Source organism: Xanthobacter versatilis (assembly GCF_043193975.1).
In the GTDB taxonomy this organism is placed as follows: Bacteria; Pseudomonadota; Alphaproteobacteria; order Rhizobiales; family Xanthobacteraceae; genus Xanthobacter; species Xanthobacter autotrophicus_E.
On record NZ_JBAFVB010000007.1, the window covers coordinates 99,590 to 118,163 of the forward strand.

16 protein-coding genes are annotated in these 18,574 nt (G+C 68.3%); 7 read left to right on the forward strand and 9 right to left on the reverse strand.

Annotated elements, in window-relative coordinates; all coding sequences use genetic code 11:
* Positions 1–47 precede the first annotated feature (47 nt).
* The gene (locus V5F66_RS14900) at positions 48–518 is read right to left on the reverse strand and encodes an MmcB family DNA repair protein (protein ID WP_041575044.1); all 471 of its coding nucleotides are present in this window, start codon (positions 516–518) and stop codon (positions 48–50) included.
* Entirely contained in the window at positions 515–1,393 is an 879-nt protein-coding gene (locus V5F66_RS14905) for a YihY/virulence factor BrkB family protein (RefSeq protein WP_394094142.1), read from the reverse strand. The genes V5F66_RS14900 and V5F66_RS14905 overlap by 4 nt, the downstream gene beginning before the upstream one ends.
* A gap of 176 nt (positions 1,394–1,569) precedes the next feature.
* Between V5F66_RS14905 and V5F66_RS14910 the strand changes: the two genes are divergently transcribed.
* The 3 genes from V5F66_RS14910 (at position 1,570) to V5F66_RS14920 (ending at position 5,122) form a co-directional block, all read left to right on the forward strand.
* Positions 1,570–2,709, forward strand: coding sequence for an FUSC family protein (locus V5F66_RS14910; RefSeq protein ID WP_394094143.1), 1,140 nt, complete (start codon positions 1,570–1,572; stop codon positions 2,707–2,709).
* A 246-nt stretch (positions 2,710–2,955) separates the two neighbouring features.
* Positions 2,956–4,647, forward strand: a complete 1,692-nt coding sequence (locus tag V5F66_RS14915) for an acyl-CoA dehydrogenase family protein (protein ID WP_394094144.1) — start codon at positions 2,956–2,958, stop codon at positions 4,645–4,647.
* A 28-nt stretch (positions 4,648–4,675) separates the two neighbouring features.
* Complete coding sequence (locus V5F66_RS14920) at positions 4,676–5,122, forward strand: GNAT family N-acetyltransferase (protein WP_394008318.1); 447 nt, start codon at positions 4,676–4,678, stop codon at positions 5,120–5,122.
* Between the two features lie 24 nt (positions 5,123–5,146).
* On the opposite strand, the gene V5F66_RS14925 is transcribed toward V5F66_RS14920, so the two are convergent.
* A complete protein-coding gene (locus V5F66_RS14925) occupies positions 5,147–5,983 on the reverse strand; it encodes an SDR family oxidoreductase (RefSeq protein WP_394094145.1) in 837 nt (278 codons plus the stop codon).
* A 147-nt stretch (positions 5,984–6,130) separates the two neighbouring features.
* On the opposite strand from V5F66_RS14925, the gene V5F66_RS14930 reads away from it, so the two are divergent.
* Complete coding sequence (locus V5F66_RS14930) at positions 6,131–6,496, forward strand: winged helix-turn-helix transcriptional regulator (RefSeq protein ID WP_394052780.1); 366 nt, start codon at positions 6,131–6,133, stop codon at positions 6,494–6,496.
* Between the two features lie 18 nt (positions 6,497–6,514).
* On the opposite strand, the gene V5F66_RS14935 is transcribed toward V5F66_RS14930, so the two are convergent.
* Positions 6,515–6,739 carry a helix-turn-helix domain-containing protein gene (locus V5F66_RS14935; RefSeq protein WP_011995972.1) on the reverse strand — a complete coding sequence of 75 codons (225 nt, stop codon included), beginning with the start codon at positions 6,737–6,739 and terminating at the stop codon, positions 6,515–6,517.
* Between the two features lie 83 nt (positions 6,740–6,822).
* Entirely contained in the window at positions 6,823–7,377 is a 555-nt protein-coding gene (locus tag V5F66_RS14940) for a DUF2975 domain-containing protein (RefSeq protein WP_393999716.1), read from the reverse strand.
* A 72-nt stretch (positions 7,378–7,449) separates the two neighbouring features.
* Here V5F66_RS14940 and V5F66_RS14945 point away from each other — a divergent pair, with 72 nt between their 5' ends.
* Positions 7,450–8,070 (forward strand): hypothetical protein, encoded by a 621-nt coding sequence (locus V5F66_RS14945; RefSeq protein WP_393999715.1) that lies wholly within the window; start codon positions 7,450–7,452, stop codon positions 8,068–8,070.
* A 6-nt stretch (positions 8,071–8,076) separates the two neighbouring features.
* On the opposite strand, the gene V5F66_RS14950 is transcribed toward V5F66_RS14945, so the two are convergent.
* The gene (locus tag V5F66_RS14950) at positions 8,077–8,586 is read right to left on the reverse strand and encodes a prolyl-tRNA synthetase associated domain-containing protein (RefSeq protein WP_394094146.1); all 510 of its coding nucleotides are present in this window, start codon (positions 8,584–8,586) and stop codon (positions 8,077–8,079) included.
* A 324-nt stretch (positions 8,587–8,910) separates the two neighbouring features.
* Here V5F66_RS14950 and ppc point away from each other — a divergent pair, with 324 nt between their 5' ends.
* Positions 8,911–11,691: a phosphoenolpyruvate carboxylase gene (gene ppc, locus V5F66_RS14955; protein ID WP_394094147.1), complete on the forward strand. Its 2,781-nt coding sequence runs from the start codon at positions 8,911–8,913 to the stop codon at positions 11,689–11,691.
* Between the two features lie 220 nt (positions 11,692–11,911).
* Here ppc and V5F66_RS14960 read toward each other — a convergent pair whose 3' ends face one another.
* From V5F66_RS14960 to V5F66_RS14970, 3 genes are all read right to left on the reverse strand, one after another.
* Positions 11,912–15,151, reverse strand: coding sequence for an efflux RND transporter permease subunit (locus V5F66_RS14960; RefSeq protein WP_394094148.1), 3,240 nt, complete (start codon positions 15,149–15,151; stop codon positions 11,912–11,914).
* A 244-nt stretch (positions 15,152–15,395) separates the two neighbouring features.
* Entirely contained in the window at positions 15,396–16,619 is a 1,224-nt protein-coding gene (locus V5F66_RS14965) for an efflux RND transporter periplasmic adaptor subunit (RefSeq protein ID WP_394094149.1), read from the reverse strand.
* A 36-nt stretch (positions 16,620–16,655) separates the two neighbouring features.
* Entirely contained in the window at positions 16,656–17,486 is an 831-nt protein-coding gene (locus V5F66_RS14970) for an alpha/beta hydrolase (RefSeq protein ID WP_394032543.1), read from the reverse strand.
* Between the two features lie 152 nt (positions 17,487–17,638).
* Between V5F66_RS14970 and V5F66_RS14975 the strand changes: the two genes are divergently transcribed.
* Positions 17,639–18,556: a LysR family transcriptional regulator gene (locus V5F66_RS14975; RefSeq protein ID WP_394032545.1), complete on the forward strand. Its 918-nt coding sequence runs from the start codon at positions 17,639–17,641 to the stop codon at positions 18,554–18,556.
* Positions 18,557–18,574: the final 18 nt, after the last annotated feature.

Below are 18,574 nucleotides of genomic sequence, written 5' to 3' on the forward strand. Positions count from 1 at the left end.
GAGCGCTGCGCTCCCTCAGGCCGCGAGATGCCCTCCGCCGCCCTACATCAGCCCCGGAGCAGGTCCGGGTCGTAGAGCACGGCCAGCCGCGTGGCCGCGGCGCGGGCGAAGCGCAGGGTCAGGGCCTTGCGGGTGGCCGGCGGCAGGGGATGCACCGGCGGTTCCCGCAGGCATTCCGCCCCGAAGGCGTCCGCCACCAGCAGCCCGGTCTCCTGCGGCAGGATCTCCACGGGGAAATCCAGCGGCACGGCGAACATGAGCCGGTCGCAGAAGGCGCGATACTCCGGCCACTTGGCGTCGGTGCGGAAATCCGTCACCGACGACTTGATCTCGATGATGGTGATCTCGCCCTTCGGCCCCAGCGCCAGAATGTCCGCCCGGCGGCCCGACACCAGCGCGAATTCCGGAATACCCGCCAGACCTGCCAGCGCCAGATGCCGCAGCACGCCGCGCTGCACCGCCCGCGCCGTCTCCGACTGGCGCCCGTCCGGCCGCAGTTCGGGCAAAAGCTCCCTCACCGCTTGGCTTCCACCGGGGTCACGCCAGCTTCCGCCTCGGCGGGGGTGGCGGCGAAGCCGCGCTTGATGGCGGCGTTGAGCTCGCCGCCGAACACGAAGATGGACGCGGTCAGATAGAGGAACACGAGGGCGATCATCACCGAGGCGAGGCCGGCATAGGTGCTGACGTAATTGGCGGGAAATTCGGCGAGGTAGAAGCCGAAGGCGGTGGCCGCCACCAGCCACAGCACCAATGTCACCAAGATCCCCGGCGCCACCTCGGCGAGCGAGCGCCGCCCCGCCGGCAGCCACAGATGGGCGACCACCAGCGACACCACCAGGATGATGGCGGTGGCGCCGAAGCGGATCAGGGTGATGGCCCCCGAGAAGGGGGCCAGCGCCGGCACCTGCGCCACCGCCGCCTGCCACAGCAGCGGCCCCAGCACCACCAGGAACGACAGGGCGAGCATGGAGACGGCGGCGAGCAGCACGTAGCCGATGGATTCCAGCCTGAGCCAGTACCAGGAGCGCATCTCCTTCACCCCATAGGCGCGGTTGAGGCCGATGCGCAGGCTCTCGATGCCGTTGGAGGAGAAGTAGATGGCGAGCACCACGCCATAGGTGAGCACGTCGGTGCGCACCTGGTTCACCACATTGTAGATCTCGCGGGAGATGGGGCCAGCCACCTGCTGGGGCCAGGTCTCCAGGATCAGCTGGATGGTCTCGTTGGCCAAAGGCTGGAGGTTGAGGAAGCCAGCCAGCGCGGTCACGAAGATCAGGAACGGGAACAGCGACATCAGCGCCGAGAGGGCGATATGGCTGGCGATCGCCCAGCCGTCGTCGGCGGCGAAGGTCCAGAACGCATCCAGCGGAATATGGATGATGCGCCGCAGCATGGGGACTCCCGTTTCCTCCCACATCGGGCTTTCCTCGGTGATTGGCAAGCGCGCGCAGGCACACCTGCCGTGCGCCTCCCGCCCGCCGCGCCGGCTGGCGGAGGCTGGGGCCATGGGATAGGAACGGGGTCAGGCGGCACCTGCGCTGCCGCGCCCGAGCGTTTGCGGATAGGACCATGCCGAGCCCCGAGCCGGGACCCGCCTTGCCCAGCCTCATGGAGCGTCTCTCCAGCCTCATGGAGCGTCTCTCCAGCCTCTTGGGCCCCAGCCATTTCAAGCTCGGGCTGCGGGCGGCCGTCGCCGGGCTCGTGGCCTACGGGCTGGCCACCGGCCTTGCCCTGCCCAACGGCTATTGGGCGGTGCTCACCGCGGTACTGGTAGTGCAGGCCACCATCGGTGCGAGCCTGACGGTCGCCATCGACCGGGCGCTGGGCACGGTGGTGGGTGGCGTGGTGGGCGTGGCGGCGGCCATGCTGGCGGGCAATTCGGCGACGCTGACCTATGTGGCGCTGGGCATCGCCGTGTTCTTCACCGCCACCTTGTCGGCCCGCTCCGCCAGCTTCAAGCTGGCGCCGGTGACGGTGGTGATCGTGCTGCTGGCGGACCCCAGCCATCTGGAGCCGTGGCTTTCCGGCCTGCACCGGGTGTTCGAGATCGCGGTGGGCGGGGTGGTGGGCATGGCCTCGTCCATCCTGATCCTGCCCGAGCGCGCGCTGCTGCGGCTGTTTCCGTTCTGCGCCAAGGCCCTGCGCCTCAATGCCGGGCTGCTGGAGCTGGGCCGCGATGGTCTGCTGGGCCGTGGCCTCGACCCCAGCGCCCTCGACCGGCTGAATTCCGGCGCGCGCCAGGCCCTGCGCGCTGCCGATGCGCGCATCGCCGAGGCGCTGCGCGAGCAGGTGGGTGGATGGACCGGGCAGGTGGATCCGGCGCCGGTGGTGCGGTGTTGCCGCCGGCTTTGGCACTCGGTGATCATCCTGCTGCGCGGCGCCGACCGGCCCATGGACACGGAGGTCGCCACTCGCGTCGCCCCGAGCCTCGATGCCGCGGTGGCCGGGCTGAACGGCCATATGCTCGCCCTCGCAGATCGCCTGGATGGCCAGAAGGTGGAAGGCCTGGAGCAGAAGGCGCAGGCTGCGCGGGCGGCGGTGGCGGCGCTGGAGGCCGAGGCCGAGCGCCTCAACGGCGAGGGTGTGCTGGAGACGGCGGGCGCCGACACGCTCACCGCGCTGTTTGCGGCGGTCTCCGCCTGCAACCATGTGCGCGAGAACCTGGACGATCTCGCCGCCCGCTTCGACGAGGTCGAGGCGGAGCGGTAGCAAGATCCGCAGTCATGATTCTTCTGGCTGGAAACAATTTATTTTCCAGTGGAAAATAAGCCACGCACGCAGCACAGCGCATGGGAAGAAGGTCGGATCGACCGGTCCTGCGAATTCCTCTCTAAGTCGCCGGCACCGCGTCGCCTGTGGCGGCGCACGCGGCCGCCGTAATCAGGCGTTGCTTTGGGCCGGTTCCAAGGCAAGGATAAGCCAATTCTGCAACGCACAATCCGGGAGAAAGCCTTCATGAGCGCCAGCGCCGCCCTTCAGACCGTCGCCACCGACACCCTGGATGCCGTCGCGCTCGGCCGCACGGCCACGGCGCGGCTGGAAGCCCTGCTGGCGGAAGCCACCTCCCTGGTCAAGGCGCAGGTGACCGAGGGTGGCCGCATCTCCCCGGCGCTGCTGGAGCGCGAGCAGCGCTCGACCCATGGCCTTGCGTGGCTCGCAACTTATGTCTTCTCGGTGCGCGAGCTGGTGCATTATGCCGATCGCCTCACCGAGATGGGCAAGTTCGGCGCCACCGAAAAGCTGATCGTGCAGATCGGCCTTGGCGAATACGTCGCCCAGATTCTCGGCGGCATTCCCATGAGCCAGGGCGAGATCGTCCGCCTCGGCGACCTCTACGTCTCGGACGACACCGAGGCCGCCCTGCGCACCGACCCGGCCATCGCGACCCTCGCCGCCAAGGGCAATACGGCGGCGAGCCGCGCGGCGCTGGCGGACATCATCCGCGGCGCCCACCCCACCGGCACCATCGGCGAAGCCGGCCTCGACGAGACCACCGAGGCCATGCGCACCGAGATGCACCGCTTCGTGGAGGCGGAGGTGGCTCCCCACGCCCACGAATGGCACCTGAAGAACGACTATATCCCGCTGGAGATCATCACCCACCTCTCCGAGATGGGCGTGTTCGGCCTCACGATTCCCGAGGAATTCGGGGGCCTCGGCCTGCCCAAGGAGGCCATGTGCGTGGTCACCGAGGAGCTGTCGCGCGGCTATATCGGCGTCGGCTCGCTGGGTACCCGCTCGGAAATCGCGGCGGAATTGATCCTCGCCGGCGGCACCGACGACCAGAAGGCCCATTACCTGCCCAAGCTCGCGGCCGGCGAGATCCTGCCCACGGCGGTGTTCACCGAGCCCAACACCGGCTCGGACCTGGCTTCGCTCCGCACCCGCGCGGTGAAGGAGGGAGATGTCTACAAGGTGTCCGGCAACAAGACCTGGATCACCCATCCCGTCCGCGCCGACGTGATGACGCTGCTGGTGCGCACCAATCCGGCCGAGCCGGGCTACAAGGGCCTGTCCATCCTGCTGGCCGAGAAGCCGCGCGGCTCGGATGAGAATCCGTTCCCCGCCGAGGGCATGACCGGCGGCGAGATCGAGGTGCTCGGCTATCGCGGCATGAAGGAATACGAGATCGGCTTCGACGGTTTCACCGTGCCGGCGGCCAACCTGCTGGGCGGCGAGGAGGGGCAGGGCTTCAAGCAGCTCATGACCACCTTCGAGAGCGCCCGCATCCAGACCGCCGCCCGCGCCGTGGGCGTGGCCCAGGCGGCCATGGAGGTGGGCCTGAAGTATGCCGAGGAGCGCATCCAGTTCGGCAAGGCCCTCATTCACTTCCCCCGCGTCGCCGATAAGATCGTGATGATGGCGGTGGAGACCATGATCGCCCGCCAGATCACCTACTTCGCCGCCCGCGCCAAGGACGAGGGGCGCCGCACCGACCTTGAGGCCGGCATGGCCAAGCTCTTGGGCGCCCGCGTCGCCTGGGCGGCGGCGGACAATGCGCTGCAGATCCACGGCGGCAACGGCTTCGCGCTGGAATATCCGGTGTCGCGCATCCTGTGCGACGCGCGCATCCTCAACATCTTCGAGGGCGCGGCCGAGATCCAGGCGCAGGTGATTGCCCGCCGCCTGCTCGACGGCGGCAACTGAGGCCTGTTCCGTCGCCGGGACGCGGACCATGAGCGAGGCCGTGCTGATCGAGGATGCCCGGCCGGCGGACGAGGCCGAGTGGCGCCGGCTCTGGGCGGGCTACAACGCCTTCTATGAGGCGAGCGTCGCCCCGCAGGTCACCGACCGTACGTGGCAGCGCATGCTCGATCCCGCCTCTCCCCTGCTGGGCCGCGTGGCCCGGCGCGGCGGGGGGCTGGCGGGATTTTCAATCAGCGTCCTGCATGAGGGCACCTGGGTGGTGGCCCCGGTCTGCTATCTGGAAGACCTGTTCGTGGACCCCGCCTGCCGTGGCCTCGGCATCGGCCGCAGCCTGATCGCCGATCTCGTCAGCCTCGGCAAGGCGCGGGGCTGGTCGCGCCTCTATTGGCACACCCGCCGGGATAACCCGGCGCGCGCGCTCTACGACCGCTTTGTCGAGGCCGACGATTTCGTCAGGTACCGCATGGAGCTGTGACGGCTCGGGCGGCGCTTCCGGCGCCTATTTCAGGCGGTCGGCATTGTCTTTCGCATAGGTCTCCAGCGACCTCGGAGCGTGGCCGGTCAAGGTCTCCACGTCCGTGGTGACGGCGGCGGTCCAGCCCTCGCGCACCGGCACGAAGATGGAGGCGAGGAAGCGGGCATAGTCCTGCGGCACGCCGGCGCCGGTGAGGATGCCGACGAAGGTGTCGTCGTCGATGGGGGTGTAGGCGACCGGCCTGCCGATGACCGTGGCGAGGATCGCCGCCGCGTCCCCATAGCCCAGCGCCTCGGGGCCGGTGAGGTTGAAGGCGCGGCCGTCGAAACGGTCGGAGGTCAGCGCCGCCGCGGCGCTCTCGGCGATGTCGCGGGTGTCGATGAAGCTGGACTTGCCCGCGCCCGCCGGCACGGCTATGACGCCGTGGTCGAGGCTTGGCTTCCAGAAGGTGTGGAAATTGTCCGCGAACCAGTTGGGCCGCAGGATCACATAGGGCGTGCCTGACGCCTCTAGCGACCGCTCCACCTGCCGGTAGGGGATGGCTTCATCCGCATCGGCGCCAAGCACGCTCTGGAACACCACCTTCACCTTGCGGGCGGCAGCGGCCGCGATCAGCGGCAGAAGCTGGCCCTTGGGGTCCATGGAGCCGGTGGGCAGCATCACGAAGGCGCTCTTTACCCCGGCAAGGGCCGGGCCGAAGGTAGCAGGATCGGCGATATCGAAGGCGACTCCCTCGGCCCCGTCCACCGCCTTGCCGGAGCGCGAGGCGGCCCTGACCCGGGCGCCCCGCGCCTTGAGCGCCTCAACCAGAGGGCGGCCCACATTGCCCGTGGCCCCGATCACCAGAATCGCGTCGCTCATGTCCTGCTCCCGAAATGCTGCCGGATAGGTTTCTATTGGAAACCATGTGTCGGGGAGATACATACAAGCCTTGCCGGCGGCCCGGAAGAGAGCACCTGAAGCTCACATGGTCACCGCCGGGAAACCGGCCACCGGGTGGGAGGGACCATGGATCAGCTCTATGATGTCTATCAGGATCGCTGCCCCACCCGCATGGTTCTGGACCGGCTGGCGGACAAATGGGCGCTGCTGATCCTCGACCGGCTGCGGGATGGCCCGGTGCGGTTCAACCATCTGCGGCGCGACATTGCCGGCATCTCGCAGAAGGTGCTGTCGCAGACCTTGAAGAAGCTGGAGCGGGACGGCCTCATCTCGCGGCAGGTGTTCCCCACCGTGCCGGTGACGGTGGAATACGCCCTCACCGGCCTCGGCCGCACCCTCACCGACACCGTCGCAGCGCTCGCCCACTGGGCCGAGGCCAACATGGATGCCGTGCTCGCAGCCCAGAAGGCCTATGATTCCATCGTGCGGTGAGGGGACAGCGGGACGGCGCTAGTCCGCCTCCTCTTCCGGCCCCGGCACATATTCCAGGATGTCCCCCGGCTGGCAGCCGAGGATCTCGCAGATGCGCGCCAGCGTGTCGAAGCGCACGCCCTTCACCTTGCCCGACTTCAGCAGCGAGACGTTCTGTTCGGTGATGCCGATGCGCTCGGCAAGCTCGCGCGATCGCATCTTGCGGCGCGCCAGCATCACGTCGAGATTGACGATGATGGGCATGTTGCTCCCATAGCCCTTCGCATCAGAGCGTTTTCGAGCGGGGTGGATACCGGTTCGCGTGACGAATCTGATCGGATCGTGCTCTAGACGAAGCTTGCATTTTCTTCGGCGATTCGCGCCGCCTCGCGCATGACCGCGCCGACGCCGATGATCAACAGCCCGACGATCACCGCCACCACGTCGTGGCTCGACAGCGACACGGCGAGGGCGCGTTCGCCAGGGGGATTGCCCAGGGTGAGCGCGACGCTCAGCGCAGCGCCGACGAACGGGCTGATCAGTCCCTGAACGGCAACCGCCGCTCCGAAGCGTTCGAGGCGGTGCGCCAGCATCTGCGAGATGAGTTCGCCGCGTCCGAAGTCGCGGAAGATCTGGCGGACCTGCAGCAATCCATAGGCCAGGATGCCGAGCGGCACCGCGGAGATGACGAGGCCGGCGCACAGGCTCGCGCCGTCAAGCGAGACCCGGTGCCCGGCGAGGCCGAGGCGCGGCACCACCATCTGCTCCACGAGGGCCGGGCGCAGCCAGATGCCGAGGCCCGATGCCACCAGCAGCAACAGCACCACGAGGGTGACCAGGGAGAGCGTGCGGCCAAGCCGCACGAGGCGACGAAGGCGGGGGTCGAGAGGCGTGGAAGACATGGGGAGCCTTTTCTTGACGCAATCAAAATTTATCGTAAAGCAATAATAATGCAATCGCTAATGAGAAATGACATGCGTCTCGGCCGTGCCTTTGTCCGCCGCTCCCTGCTCCTGCTGTCGCTGGCCCTGTCCGTCGGCGCCTGCTCGCATGTTCCCGTCAGCAGCCTGCCGCAGCTGGCGAGCCTCGATCTTGATACGGCGGATCTCTCGGTGCTGCGCGCCGCCGTGCGGGCGCCGAAGGAGATCGCGCCGGTGCCCGGCGGCGCATTCGTGAGCATGTCCTATTGGCGCCAGGGCGAGGAGGGTCGCAAGACCACCGTCCAGGCGTCGCTGGAGGTGGAGGCCGACCCGAGGGCGCTCGCCGCCCTGAAGGAGGAGGAGCGCGAGGGGCAGCGCATCACCGTGTTCCGGCTGACCGACGAGGGGCGCCGCAAGCTTGAGGCCGCCCGCAGCGAGATGCTGGCGCTCAAGTCCGACGAGCTGGCCAAGGGGCGCCGCCTCCACGGCTCCCTCGCCGTGTCCGCGGAGGGCTGCGTCCGGGGTGCGCTGCCCGCGGGCCCGCTGCTGCTCAGCACCTACCTGCGGCTGAAGCCGGGCGGAAACTTCGTGCCGCTGATCCGGGACGTGGATCTGCGCAGCCTCCTGGCCCAGGCCGGCTCCGACGAAACCGCAATGAAGGCCTGTGCCGGCTGAGGAGCCTTACGCCTCGAGCGCCGGCGGGATCTCGATCACCAGCGGCTCATGGCCGGTGAGGCGGAAGAAGGCGTCGAGGGCCTGCGGGGTGAGCGAGGTGGTGCGCTCGTTGGTGAGGGGGTGGCAGCACACCGCCTCCGCCTTCAGCAGCGCGGCGTCGATGGCGATGGTCACGAGGCCGGCCGCATCATTGGCGGCGGCGAGCAGGGTCACCGATCCCGGCAGCACGCCCAGAAGCTCGTAGAGCGCCTCCGCCGAGCCGAAGGACAGCGAGCCCTTGGCCCCCAGCGGCCCCTTCAGCGCCTTGAGGTTCACCGGCGTGTCCTCGGCGATGGCCACCAGGAAATAGGTCTTCTTCCCGTCGCGCAGGAACAGGTTCTTGGTGTGGGCGCCGGGAATGTCGCCGCGCAGGGCCTGGGATTCGGCCACCGTGTGCACCGGCGGATGGGCATGGGTGGTGGCGGCGATGCCGTTTGCGGCAAGCAGGTCGAGGAGCGCGTCGGGGGTCAGTGGCATCGGGGCTGTCTGGCGTGGGAGGAGGGGTCACCTGCGCCGCCCGCGCGAATCGCGGGCGCGCGATCCGTCAGGCGGTATCGCAGGGCCATGCCGCCGGCCGGTCCCCGGCTGTACCGCCGCCGTGCCATGGCGCGCAAGCGCGGGAGCCGCGGGCCAGCCATGCCGGAGCGGCCGCGCTGGCGCAAGGGCAGCACCCGGGCCTGCCTCTCAAGCGTGCAGAAGCAACAGTGTTGTGCCGTCGCGTTGCTCTTTCGCTCCTGCACAAATTCCGTAAGACTAACGTCGAAAAGCGGCTGCGATCCGCTCCGGGGGAAGGGTTGCCAGATGACGAGTGCGGTTTGGTCCATTGAGGCGCCGGGCGACGAGGAAGTGAAGGATCGGCCCCTGCGCGAGGATATTCGCCTGCTGGGGCGCATCCTCGGCGATACGGTGCGCGAGCAGGAGGGCGAGGAGGTGTTCGAGCTGGTGGAGCGCATCCGCCAGACCTCCATCCGCTTCCACCGCGACGACGACGAGACGGCCCGCGAGGAGCTGGGCGCGCTTTTGGAGCAGCTCTCCTCCCAGCGCGCCGTCGATATCATCCGCGCCTTCAGCTATTTCTCCCACCTCGCCAACATCGCCGAGGACGAGCACCACATCCGCCGCAACCGCGCCCATGCCATCGCCGGCTCGGCGCCGCGGGCCGGGAGCCTGGCCTATTCCCTCGCCCGCGCCGAGGCGCTGGGCATCGGGCCGCAGCAGCTCACGGAGTTCTTCTCCGGCGCGCACATGAGTCCGGTGCTCACCGCCCATCCCACCGAGGTGCGCCGCAAGAGCACCCTCAACCGGGAGATGGAAATCGCCGCCCTGCTGGACCGCCGCGAGCGCGTGGTGCCGACCCCGGCGGAGCAGGAGCAGGACGAGGAAACCCTGCGCCGCGCCGTGCTGACCCTGTGGCAGACCGCGCTGCTCCGCCGGATCAAGCTCACCGTGCTGGACGAGGTCGCCAACGGCCTGTCCTATTACGACTACACTTTCCTCAGCGAGCTGCCGCGCCTCTATTGCTCCATCGAGGACCATGTCTCGCAGGGCGGCTCCGAGGTAGCGCTACCTTCGTTCCTGCGCATCGGCAGCTGGATCGGCGGCGACCGCGACGGCAATCCCTTCGTCACCGCCGACGTGCTGAAGGAGACCGTGCGCGTCCACCGCGACCGCATCCTCGCCCATTATGAGCAGGAGCTGACCGAGCTGGGCGCCGAACTGTCCCTCGGCGCGCGGCTCATCAAGGTTTCGCCGGAGCTGGCGGAACTGGCCGCCCGCTCCCCCGACCGCTCCCAGGAGCACCGCGAGGAGCCCTATCGCCTGGCGCTCGCCTATGTGCTCGGGCGGCTCAGGCTCACCGCCCGCCACCTGAAGGGCGAGGCGCCGGAGGGCACGGAAGCCGAGGACGCCGGCAGCCTCGCGCCTTACGTGAACGCGGCGGCGCTGAAGGCCGACCTCGACATCATCTACGCTTCGCTCTGCGACAACGGATCGAAGGTGCTGGCCCGCGGGCGGCTCCGTCTGCTGCGGCGCGCGGTGGACTGCTTCGGCTTCCACCTCGCCTGCATCGACCTCAGGCAAAATTCCGACGTGCATGAGCGCGTGGTGGCGGACCTGTTCGAGAAGGTGGCCCCCGGCACCAATTACGTGGGCCTCGACGAGGAGGCGCGCATCGCCCTCCTGCTGCAGGAACTGGCCACCGCCCGGCCGCTGGCCTCGCCCTTCCTCGCCTACGAGGACGAGACCCAGTCGGAACTCGCCATCCTGCGCATGGCCGCCGAGGCGCATCGGGCGCTCGGGCGCGAGGTCATCCCCAACTGCATCATCTCCAAGGCCGAGGGCGTCTCCGACCTGCTGGAGGTGGCGCTGCTCTTGAAGGAGGTGGGCCTCGTCACCGCCGACGGCACCACGGCGCTCAACATCATCCCCCTGTTCGAGACCATCGGCGACCTTCAGGTCTGCGCCAAGGTGATGGACCGGGTGCTGTCCATCCCGGCCTATCGCAAGCTGGTGTCGAGCCGCGGCGACGAGCAGGAAGTGATGCTCGGCTATTCCGACAGCAACAAGGATGGCGGCTTCGTCACCTCCGGCTGGGAATTGTACAAGGCCGAGATCGGGCTCATCGAGGTGTTCCGCGCCCACAACGTGCGCCTGCGCCTGTTCCATGGCCGTGGCGGCTCGGTGGGCCGCGGCGGCGGGCCGAGCTATGACGCCATCCTCGCCCAGCCGGGCGGGGCGGTGAACGGGCAGATCCGCATCACCGAGCAGGGCGAGATCATCGCCTCCAAATATTCCAACCCGGACATGGGCCGGCGCAACCTGGAGATCCTGGTCTCGGCAACGCTGGAAGCCTCCCTGCTCCAGCCCCAGTTCAATGCCCCGCGCACAGAATTCCTCACCGCCATGGAGGAAATCTCGGATACCGCCTTCGGCGCCTACCGCAACCTCGTCTACGAGACCGAGGGCTTCGAGGATTATTTCTGGTCCTCCACCGTCATCAGCGAGATCGCCACACTCAACATCGGCTCGCGCCCGGCCTCGCGGGCGAAGACGCGCTCCATCGAGAAGCTGCGGGCCATTCCGTGGGTGTTCTCCTGGGCCCAGTGCCGGCTGATGCTGCCGGCCTGGTACGGCTTCGGCTCGGCGGTGGAAGCCTTCGCCGAGCGGCGGCCGGACTATGGCCTGTCGTTCCTGCAGGCCATGTATCGCGAATGGCCCTTCTTCCGCACCCAGCTCTCCAACATGGACATGGTGCTGTCGAAGTCCTCGCTCGCCATCGCCTCGCGCTATGCGGAACTGGTGCCGGACGTGGAGCTGCGCACCCAGATCTTCGGCCGCATCCGTGCCGAATACGAGCGTACCATCAAGTACGTCCTCGCCATCATGGGCCAGCAGAAGCTGCTCGAGGACAACCCGCTGCTCGACCGCTCCATCCGCAACCGCTTCCCCTATCTCGATCCGCTGAACCATCTGCAGATCGAGCTGTTGCGCCAGCACCGCGCCAATTCCGGCGACGACAAGGTGCTGCACGGCATCCAGCTGTCCATCAACGGCATCTCGGCGGGCCTGCGCAACTCGGGGTGAGGGAGGGGGGCTGTCCGCGCCGGGGTACATGCCCTTCGGATTGCTTGGCCGACTTGCCAGTTTCACCACCGTCATGGCCGGGCTTGTCCCGGCCATGACGGTGCTCCGCCGGCGCAATACGTCCAACATCGCGTCCGGCCCCCCGGGCGTGGATGCCCGGCACGAGGCCGGGCATGACGTTGCGAGGGGCCATCGTTCCGGGAACGGACCAGCGGCCCGCTCACTCCCCCGGCTGAAGTGCCGGAGGAGTCGCGGTTCCGTGGCCCGCACCTTGGGGTGCTCCGTGATGCGCGTCCGGCGCCAACGTGCCGTGGCCGTGCTGGGTGAGGGGGCGGTTGCCCGCAAGCGCCCGCAGCATCACGTAGAACACCGGCGTCAGGAAGATGCCGAAGGCGGTCACGCCGATCATGCCGGCGAACACCGCCGTGCCCATGGCATTGCGCATCTCCGCCCCGGCGCCGATGGAGGTGACCAGCGGCACCACGCCCATGATGAAGGCCAGCGAGGTCATCAGGATCGGCCGCAGCCTGAGCCGGCTCGCCTCCAGTGCCGCCTGAACCGGGGTGCGGCCGGCGAATTCCAGCTCGCGGGCGAACTCCACGATCAGGATGGCGTTCTTGGCGGACAGTCCCACCAGCACCACGAGGCCGATCTGGGTGAAGACGTTGTTGTCCCCGCCGGCGAGCCACACCCCGGTCATGGCCGCGAACAGCCCCGTGGGCACGATCATGATGATGGCGAGCGGCAGCACCAGGCTTTCATACTGGGCCGCCAGCACCAGGAACACGAGGAAGATGGCCAGCGGAAACACCCACACCGCCGAATTGCCGGCCAGGATGTCCTGATAGGTCAGCTCGGTCCATTCGAAGGAGAAGCCCTTGGGCAGCGTCTCGGCCGCGATGCGCTCCACCGCCGCCTGAGCCTCGCCGGAGGAGAAGCCGGGGGCGGCGCCGCCGTTCACATCCGCCGAGAGGAAGCCGTTGTAGCGCATGGCCCGCTCCGGCCCCGCCGCCGAGCGCACCTTGAGCAGCGCCGAGAGCGGGATCATCTCGCCGCTGGCCGAGCGCACCTTCAGGGTGCCCACATCCTCGGGCCGGGCGCGGAACGGGGCGTCGGCCTGCACCCGCACCGTGTAGGTGCGGCCGAAGGTGTTGAAGTCGTTCACATAGGCCGAGCCCAGATAGATCTGCATGGTCTCGAACACGTCGGTGACCGCCACGTTCAGCTGGCGCGCCTTCACCCGGTCGATGTCGGCGAAAAGCTGCGGCACGTTCACCTGGTAGGAGGAGAACAGGCCGGCCAGCTCCGGCGCGGTGGCGGCCTTGGCGAGGAAGGCCTTGGTGGCCGCGTCGAGCGCCTCGTAGCCGCGGCCGGCGCGATCCTCGATCTGGAACTTGAACCCGCCGATGGTGCCGAGCCCCTGGACCGGGGGTGGGGGGAACATGGCGATCATCGCATCCGGGATGGATGCGAATTTCTGGTTCAGTGCCAAGGCGATGGCGTTTCCGGACAGGGCCGGGGACTTGCGCGCCTCGAACTCGTCCAAACCGACAAAAACAATGCCGGAGTTGGAGGAGTTCGTGAACCCGTTGATGGAGAGGCCGGGGAAGGCGATGGCTGACTTCACGCCCTCCTGCTTGAGGGCGATGTCGCTCATGTGGCGGATCACCTCTTCCGTCCGGTCCAGCGTAGCGCCGTCGGGAAGTTGAGCGAAACCAACGAGATACTGCTTGTCCTGTCCGGGCACGAAGCCGGGCGGCACGGCGCGGAACAGCACCGCCGTCATGGCCACCAGAACAAGGTAGAGCCCCAGCATGATCACCTTGTGGGCGATGGTGCGCTTCACCACGCCGCCATAGGCGTTGGAGCCCTTCACGAAGGCCTTGTTGAAGCCTTTGAAAAACCAGCCGAAAGCAAAATCCATGAGGCGCGTGAGGCGGTCCTTCGGCGCATCATGCCCCTTCAGCAGCAGCGCCGAGAGGGCGGGGGAGAGGGTGAGGGAATTGATCGCCGAGATCACTGTCGAGATGGCGATGGTGAGGGCGAATTGCTTGTAGAACTGGCCGGTTAGCCCGGTGATGAAGGCCAGCGGCACGAACACGGCGATCAATACCAGGGCGATGGCGATGATCGGTCCGGACACCTCCTGCATGGCCTTGTAGGTGGCCTCACGCGGGGAGAGGCCGCCCTCGATGTTGCGCTCCACATTCTCCACCACCACGATGGCGTCATCCACCACGATGCCGATGGCGAGCACCAGTCCGAACAGGGTCAAGGCATTGATGGAAAAGCCGAACAGGTGCATCACCGCGAACGTGCCGACGATCGACACCGGCACCGCCAGCAGCGGGATGATGGAGGCCCGCCAGGTCTGGAGGAACACGATCACCACCAGCACCACCAGCAGCACCGCTTCCAGAAGCGTGTGCACCACCGCGTCGATGGAGGCGCGGACGAACTGGGTGGTGTCGTAGACGATGGAATAATCCACGCCTTCCGGCATGTTGGCCTTGATCTCCTCCATCACCCGGCGCACCTCGTCGGCGATGCGGATGGCGTTGGAGCCGGGGGCCTGGAAGATGGGAACGGCCACCGCCTGGGTGTTGTTCAGCAGCGAGCGCAGGGCATAATCGGAGGCGCCCAGTTCCACCCGCGCCACATCCTTCAACAGCACGATCTCGCCGTTGGTGCCGCTCTTCACCACGATGTTGCCGAACTCCTCCACGTTGGCGAGGCGGCCCTGGGCGTTGATGGACAGTTGCAGGTCGAGCCCCGGAGCGCCGGGGGAAGCGCCCACCACGCCGGCCGCCGCCTGCACGTTCTGGGCGCGGATCTCGCGCACCACGTCGGCGGCGGAAAGCCCGTGCTCGGCCACCTTCTGCGGGTCGAGCCAGATGCGCATGGAATAATCGCCGGCGCCGAACAGCTGAACCTGCCCCACGCCCTCGATGCGGGCGAGGCGATCCTTCACGTTCAGCACCGCGTAATTGCGCAGATAGGTGGTGTCGTAGCGATTGTTGGGGGAGATGAGGTGAACCACCATGGTGAGGTCTGGCGAAGACTTCACTGTGGTCACGCCGAGGCGCCGCACTTCTTCCGGCAGGCGGGGTTCCGCCTGGGAGATGCGGTTCTGCACCAGTTGCTGCGCCTTGTCCGGATCGGTGCCGAGCTTGAAGGTGACGGTCAGCGTCATCAGGCCGTCGGTGGTGGCCTGGCTGGACATGTAGAGCATGTCCTCGACCCCGTTGATGGCTTCTTCCAGCGGCGTCGAGACGGTCTCGGCGATCACCTTGGGGTTGGCGCCGGCATAGGTGGCGCGCACCACCACCTGCGGCGGCACCACTTCCGGATATTCGGAAATGGGCATGGCCCGCATGGAAATGAGGCCGGCGAGGAAGATGAGGACCGACAGCACGCCCGCGAAGATGGGACGGTCGATGAAGAACTTGGACAGGTTCATGGGACCCTCCCGATGATGCGGGTGGCTGAATGGGATAGGGAACGCGGGACGCCACGGGTCCTTGCTCGGTCCCGTGCGGGAGGGGCGGACGAAAAGGTGGGTGAGGGGCGATGCCGCTTGCCGGGGGCGCAGCGCACGGCCCGCCCCTCACCCGCCCTCTCCCATGCGGGGGAGAGGGATCTAAATCCGGTTCAGACGCTGCGCGTTATTCCCCGGTCCGGCCGGGGGGTAACGGCGCGAGGCGTCAGTTGGCGATGGTCGCGGACGCCGCTTCCGTCACCCGCATGGGCACGCTCTGGGGTGCCACCGGCGCGCCGGGGCGCACGCGGTGGAGGCCGTTGACGACGATGCGCTCGCCCGCCTTCAGCCCGCTGGTGACCACGCGCAGGCCGTCCACGGGGGCGCCGAGCGTGACCTCGCGCCACACCGCCGTGTTGGCGGCATCCACCACGAAGACGAACTTCTTGTCCTGGTCGGTGCCCACCGCCCGCTCGCTCACGAGAAGGGCCGGCTCGCTGACAGGCTGGCCCATCTCAAGGCGCGCGAACTGGCCGGGCAGGAGCCGCCCGTCGGCATTGGCGAAGCGGGCGCGCACCCGCACCGTGCCGGTGCGCACGTCCACCTGGTTGTCCACCAGCTGCATGTGGCCTTCCACCGGCGTGCCACCGGCGGAGGTGGTCATGAGCACGGGGATGCGGTCGAGCTGGTCGGAGACATCCGCGCTGGCGCCGAGCCCGGCGAGGGCGCGGGAGACGGTGGCTTCGTCCGCATTGAAGCTGGCATAGATGGGGTCCACCGACACCAAAGTGGTGAGCACCGGCGCGCCGGGGCCGGCGGCAACCAGGTTGCCCACCGTGATCTCCGACTTGCCCACCCGTCCCGACACCGGGGCGCGGACGCGGGTGTAGGAGAGGCTGAGCTTGGCCGAGGTGAGCTTGGCCTCGACCGCGCGCAGGGCCGCCTCGGCGGCGCGCTGGCCGTTGACGCGCTCGTCGAGATCGCGCTGGGAGACGGTGCGGGAGGTCCACAGGCGCTGGCCGCGCTCCAGCTCGTTGCGGGCAAGTTCCACGCGGGCCTGGGCGGCGGCAACCTGGGCCTCCGCCTCGGCGACTTCCGCTTCAAACGGCTCGGGATCGATGGAGACGAGCAATTCGCCTTCGCGCACCAGAGCGCCCTCGCGGAAATGGATGGCCTTGATGGCGCCGGCGACGCGGGAGCGCACCTCCACCCGCTCCACCGCCTCGAGGCGGCCGGAGAAGGTCTCGAACAGCCGCGCATCGCGGGGCTCCACGGTGGCGACGGAGACCGGCACGGCTGTGGGCGCTGCCGCCGCCGGCTTCTCCGCATGGGCGCGGGTCTGTGGCAGGCCGTAGAGCGTGCCGAGGACGGCGGCGAGGGCCACGGTGCCGAGGAGGAGGCGGTTGCGCAGGCGGGCGGTGCGGGGTGCGGTGCTGATCGGGGCGGTCATGGGGCAGATCCTGGGGGAGTTCTGGATGTTCGGCGGTCAGAGGACGGCCGGGGCCGGCTTGCGCCGACGCGGTCGTGACGTTTCGAAGAAGCGGGAGAACAGGGTGCGCATGGTGCCGGCCCAGGATTCGGGCTTTTCCGGCGGTGCCGAAATGCCCTCGGGCCAGTGGGTCGGGCCGGGAAGGATGTGAAGCTCGGTGGCGACACCTGCCTTCTCCAGCGCGCAGGCATAGCGCGCGCTCTCGTCCCGCATGGGGCAGTCCTGCGCGCTCACCACCAGGGCTGGCGGCAGGCCCTGCAGGCGGGAGGAGGCGAGGGGCGCGGCATAGGGGTGGGCGGCCTTCTCGGGGGAGCCCAGATAGGTCTGCCAGCCGTCAGCCCACTTGCAGCCGCAGGTGCCGGCTTCGGCGGCGCGCAGCGAGGCGGTGGCGAGGCTGGGGTCGAGCATGGGCGAGATGAGGATCTGGCCGGCGAGGGGCGGCGCTTGCTGGTCACGGGCCATCATGGCGAGGCCGGCGGCAAGGTTGCCACCCGATTCCTCCCCGGCCACGTAGAGCGGGGCGTTGCGGCCGGCGAACTCGGCCCGGCGGCCGTAGAGCGCCGCCAGGGCGCCGAAGGCGGCGGTCAGGGCGAAGGGGAACGGACGCTCGCAGGCCAGCGGATAATCGGCCGAGACCACCACAGCACCGGCCTCCGCCAGCAGGGCGGCGACATACGCGCCGCACTCCAGCGTGCCGCCGGTGAAAGCGCCGCCGTGCAGGTGTAAAATGAGTGGCACTGCGCCCTTGCTGGGGCGGACACCATACAGCCGCGCCGGCATGGGGCCGGCTTGCGTCTGCAGGGATGTCTCTTGCCAGTGGGGCGCCATCGCGAACTGTCCTCGATGCCGGCGGGACCGTCCGCCTTGTGCAGTGCGAGAACGATATTGATCTATAATATGCCGATAAAGCCGCGAAATATGGTATCATTGTTCATGTATGTGAATAATTTGTGCATATTTTCGGGGCGGAAGGTTGCAATATGGACCAGCTTGCTGCGATGCGGGCCTTCGTGCGGGTGGTGGAGACCGGGAATTTCACCCGCGCCGCCGACCTCATGGACATGCCCAAGGCGACACTGACCAAGCATGTGCAATCGCTGGAGCAGCACCTGCGCACGCGCCTGTTCAACCGCACCACGCGGCGTGTCACGGTCACCCCCGATGGTGCGGCCTATTACGAGCGGGCGCTGCTGATCCTCAACGATCTCGACGAGCTGGACGGCTCGCTGTCCACGGCGCAGGCCCTGCCGCAGGGCCGGCTGCGCATCGACCTGTCGCCGTCGCTGGCCACCCGCCTGCTGATCCCGGCGCTGCCGGACTTCCTCGCCCGCTACCCCGACATCGCCCTCGACGTGGGCTGCACCGACCGGCCGGTGGATCTGCTCGGCGAGAACGTGGACTGCGTGATCCGCGTTGGCGAGATCCACGACCCTAATCTGGTCGCCCGCCGCATCGGCGAGCTGAGCTTCGAGGCGGTGGCAGCACCGGCTTACATCGCCCGATATGGCGTGCCCTCACACCCGAAGGAGTTCGAGGCCGGCCATGTGGTGGTCCGCTATTTCAGCGCGCTCACGGGGCGTTACCACCCGTTCGAGTTCGTCCGGGGCTCCGAGGTGGTGGAAGTGACGGGCGACTACCGCATGGCTTGTAACGATGGCAACGCCTACATCGCCGCCGGCCTTGCCGGCCTCGGCGTGATCCAGTCCCCCGTGTTCCAGGTGGAGGAGCACCTCGCTTCCGGCGCGCTGGTGCGCGTGCTCACCGACTGGACTGCGGGCACCATGCCCATCCACGTGGTCTACCCGCCGAGCCGCCACCTCTCCAACCGCCTGAGAGTGTTCGTGGATTGGGTGGCGGAGCTGTTCGCCCGCTCCGACCTCGCCCGCCGGGCGGCGTGATCCCGGCGAGGCCGGCGC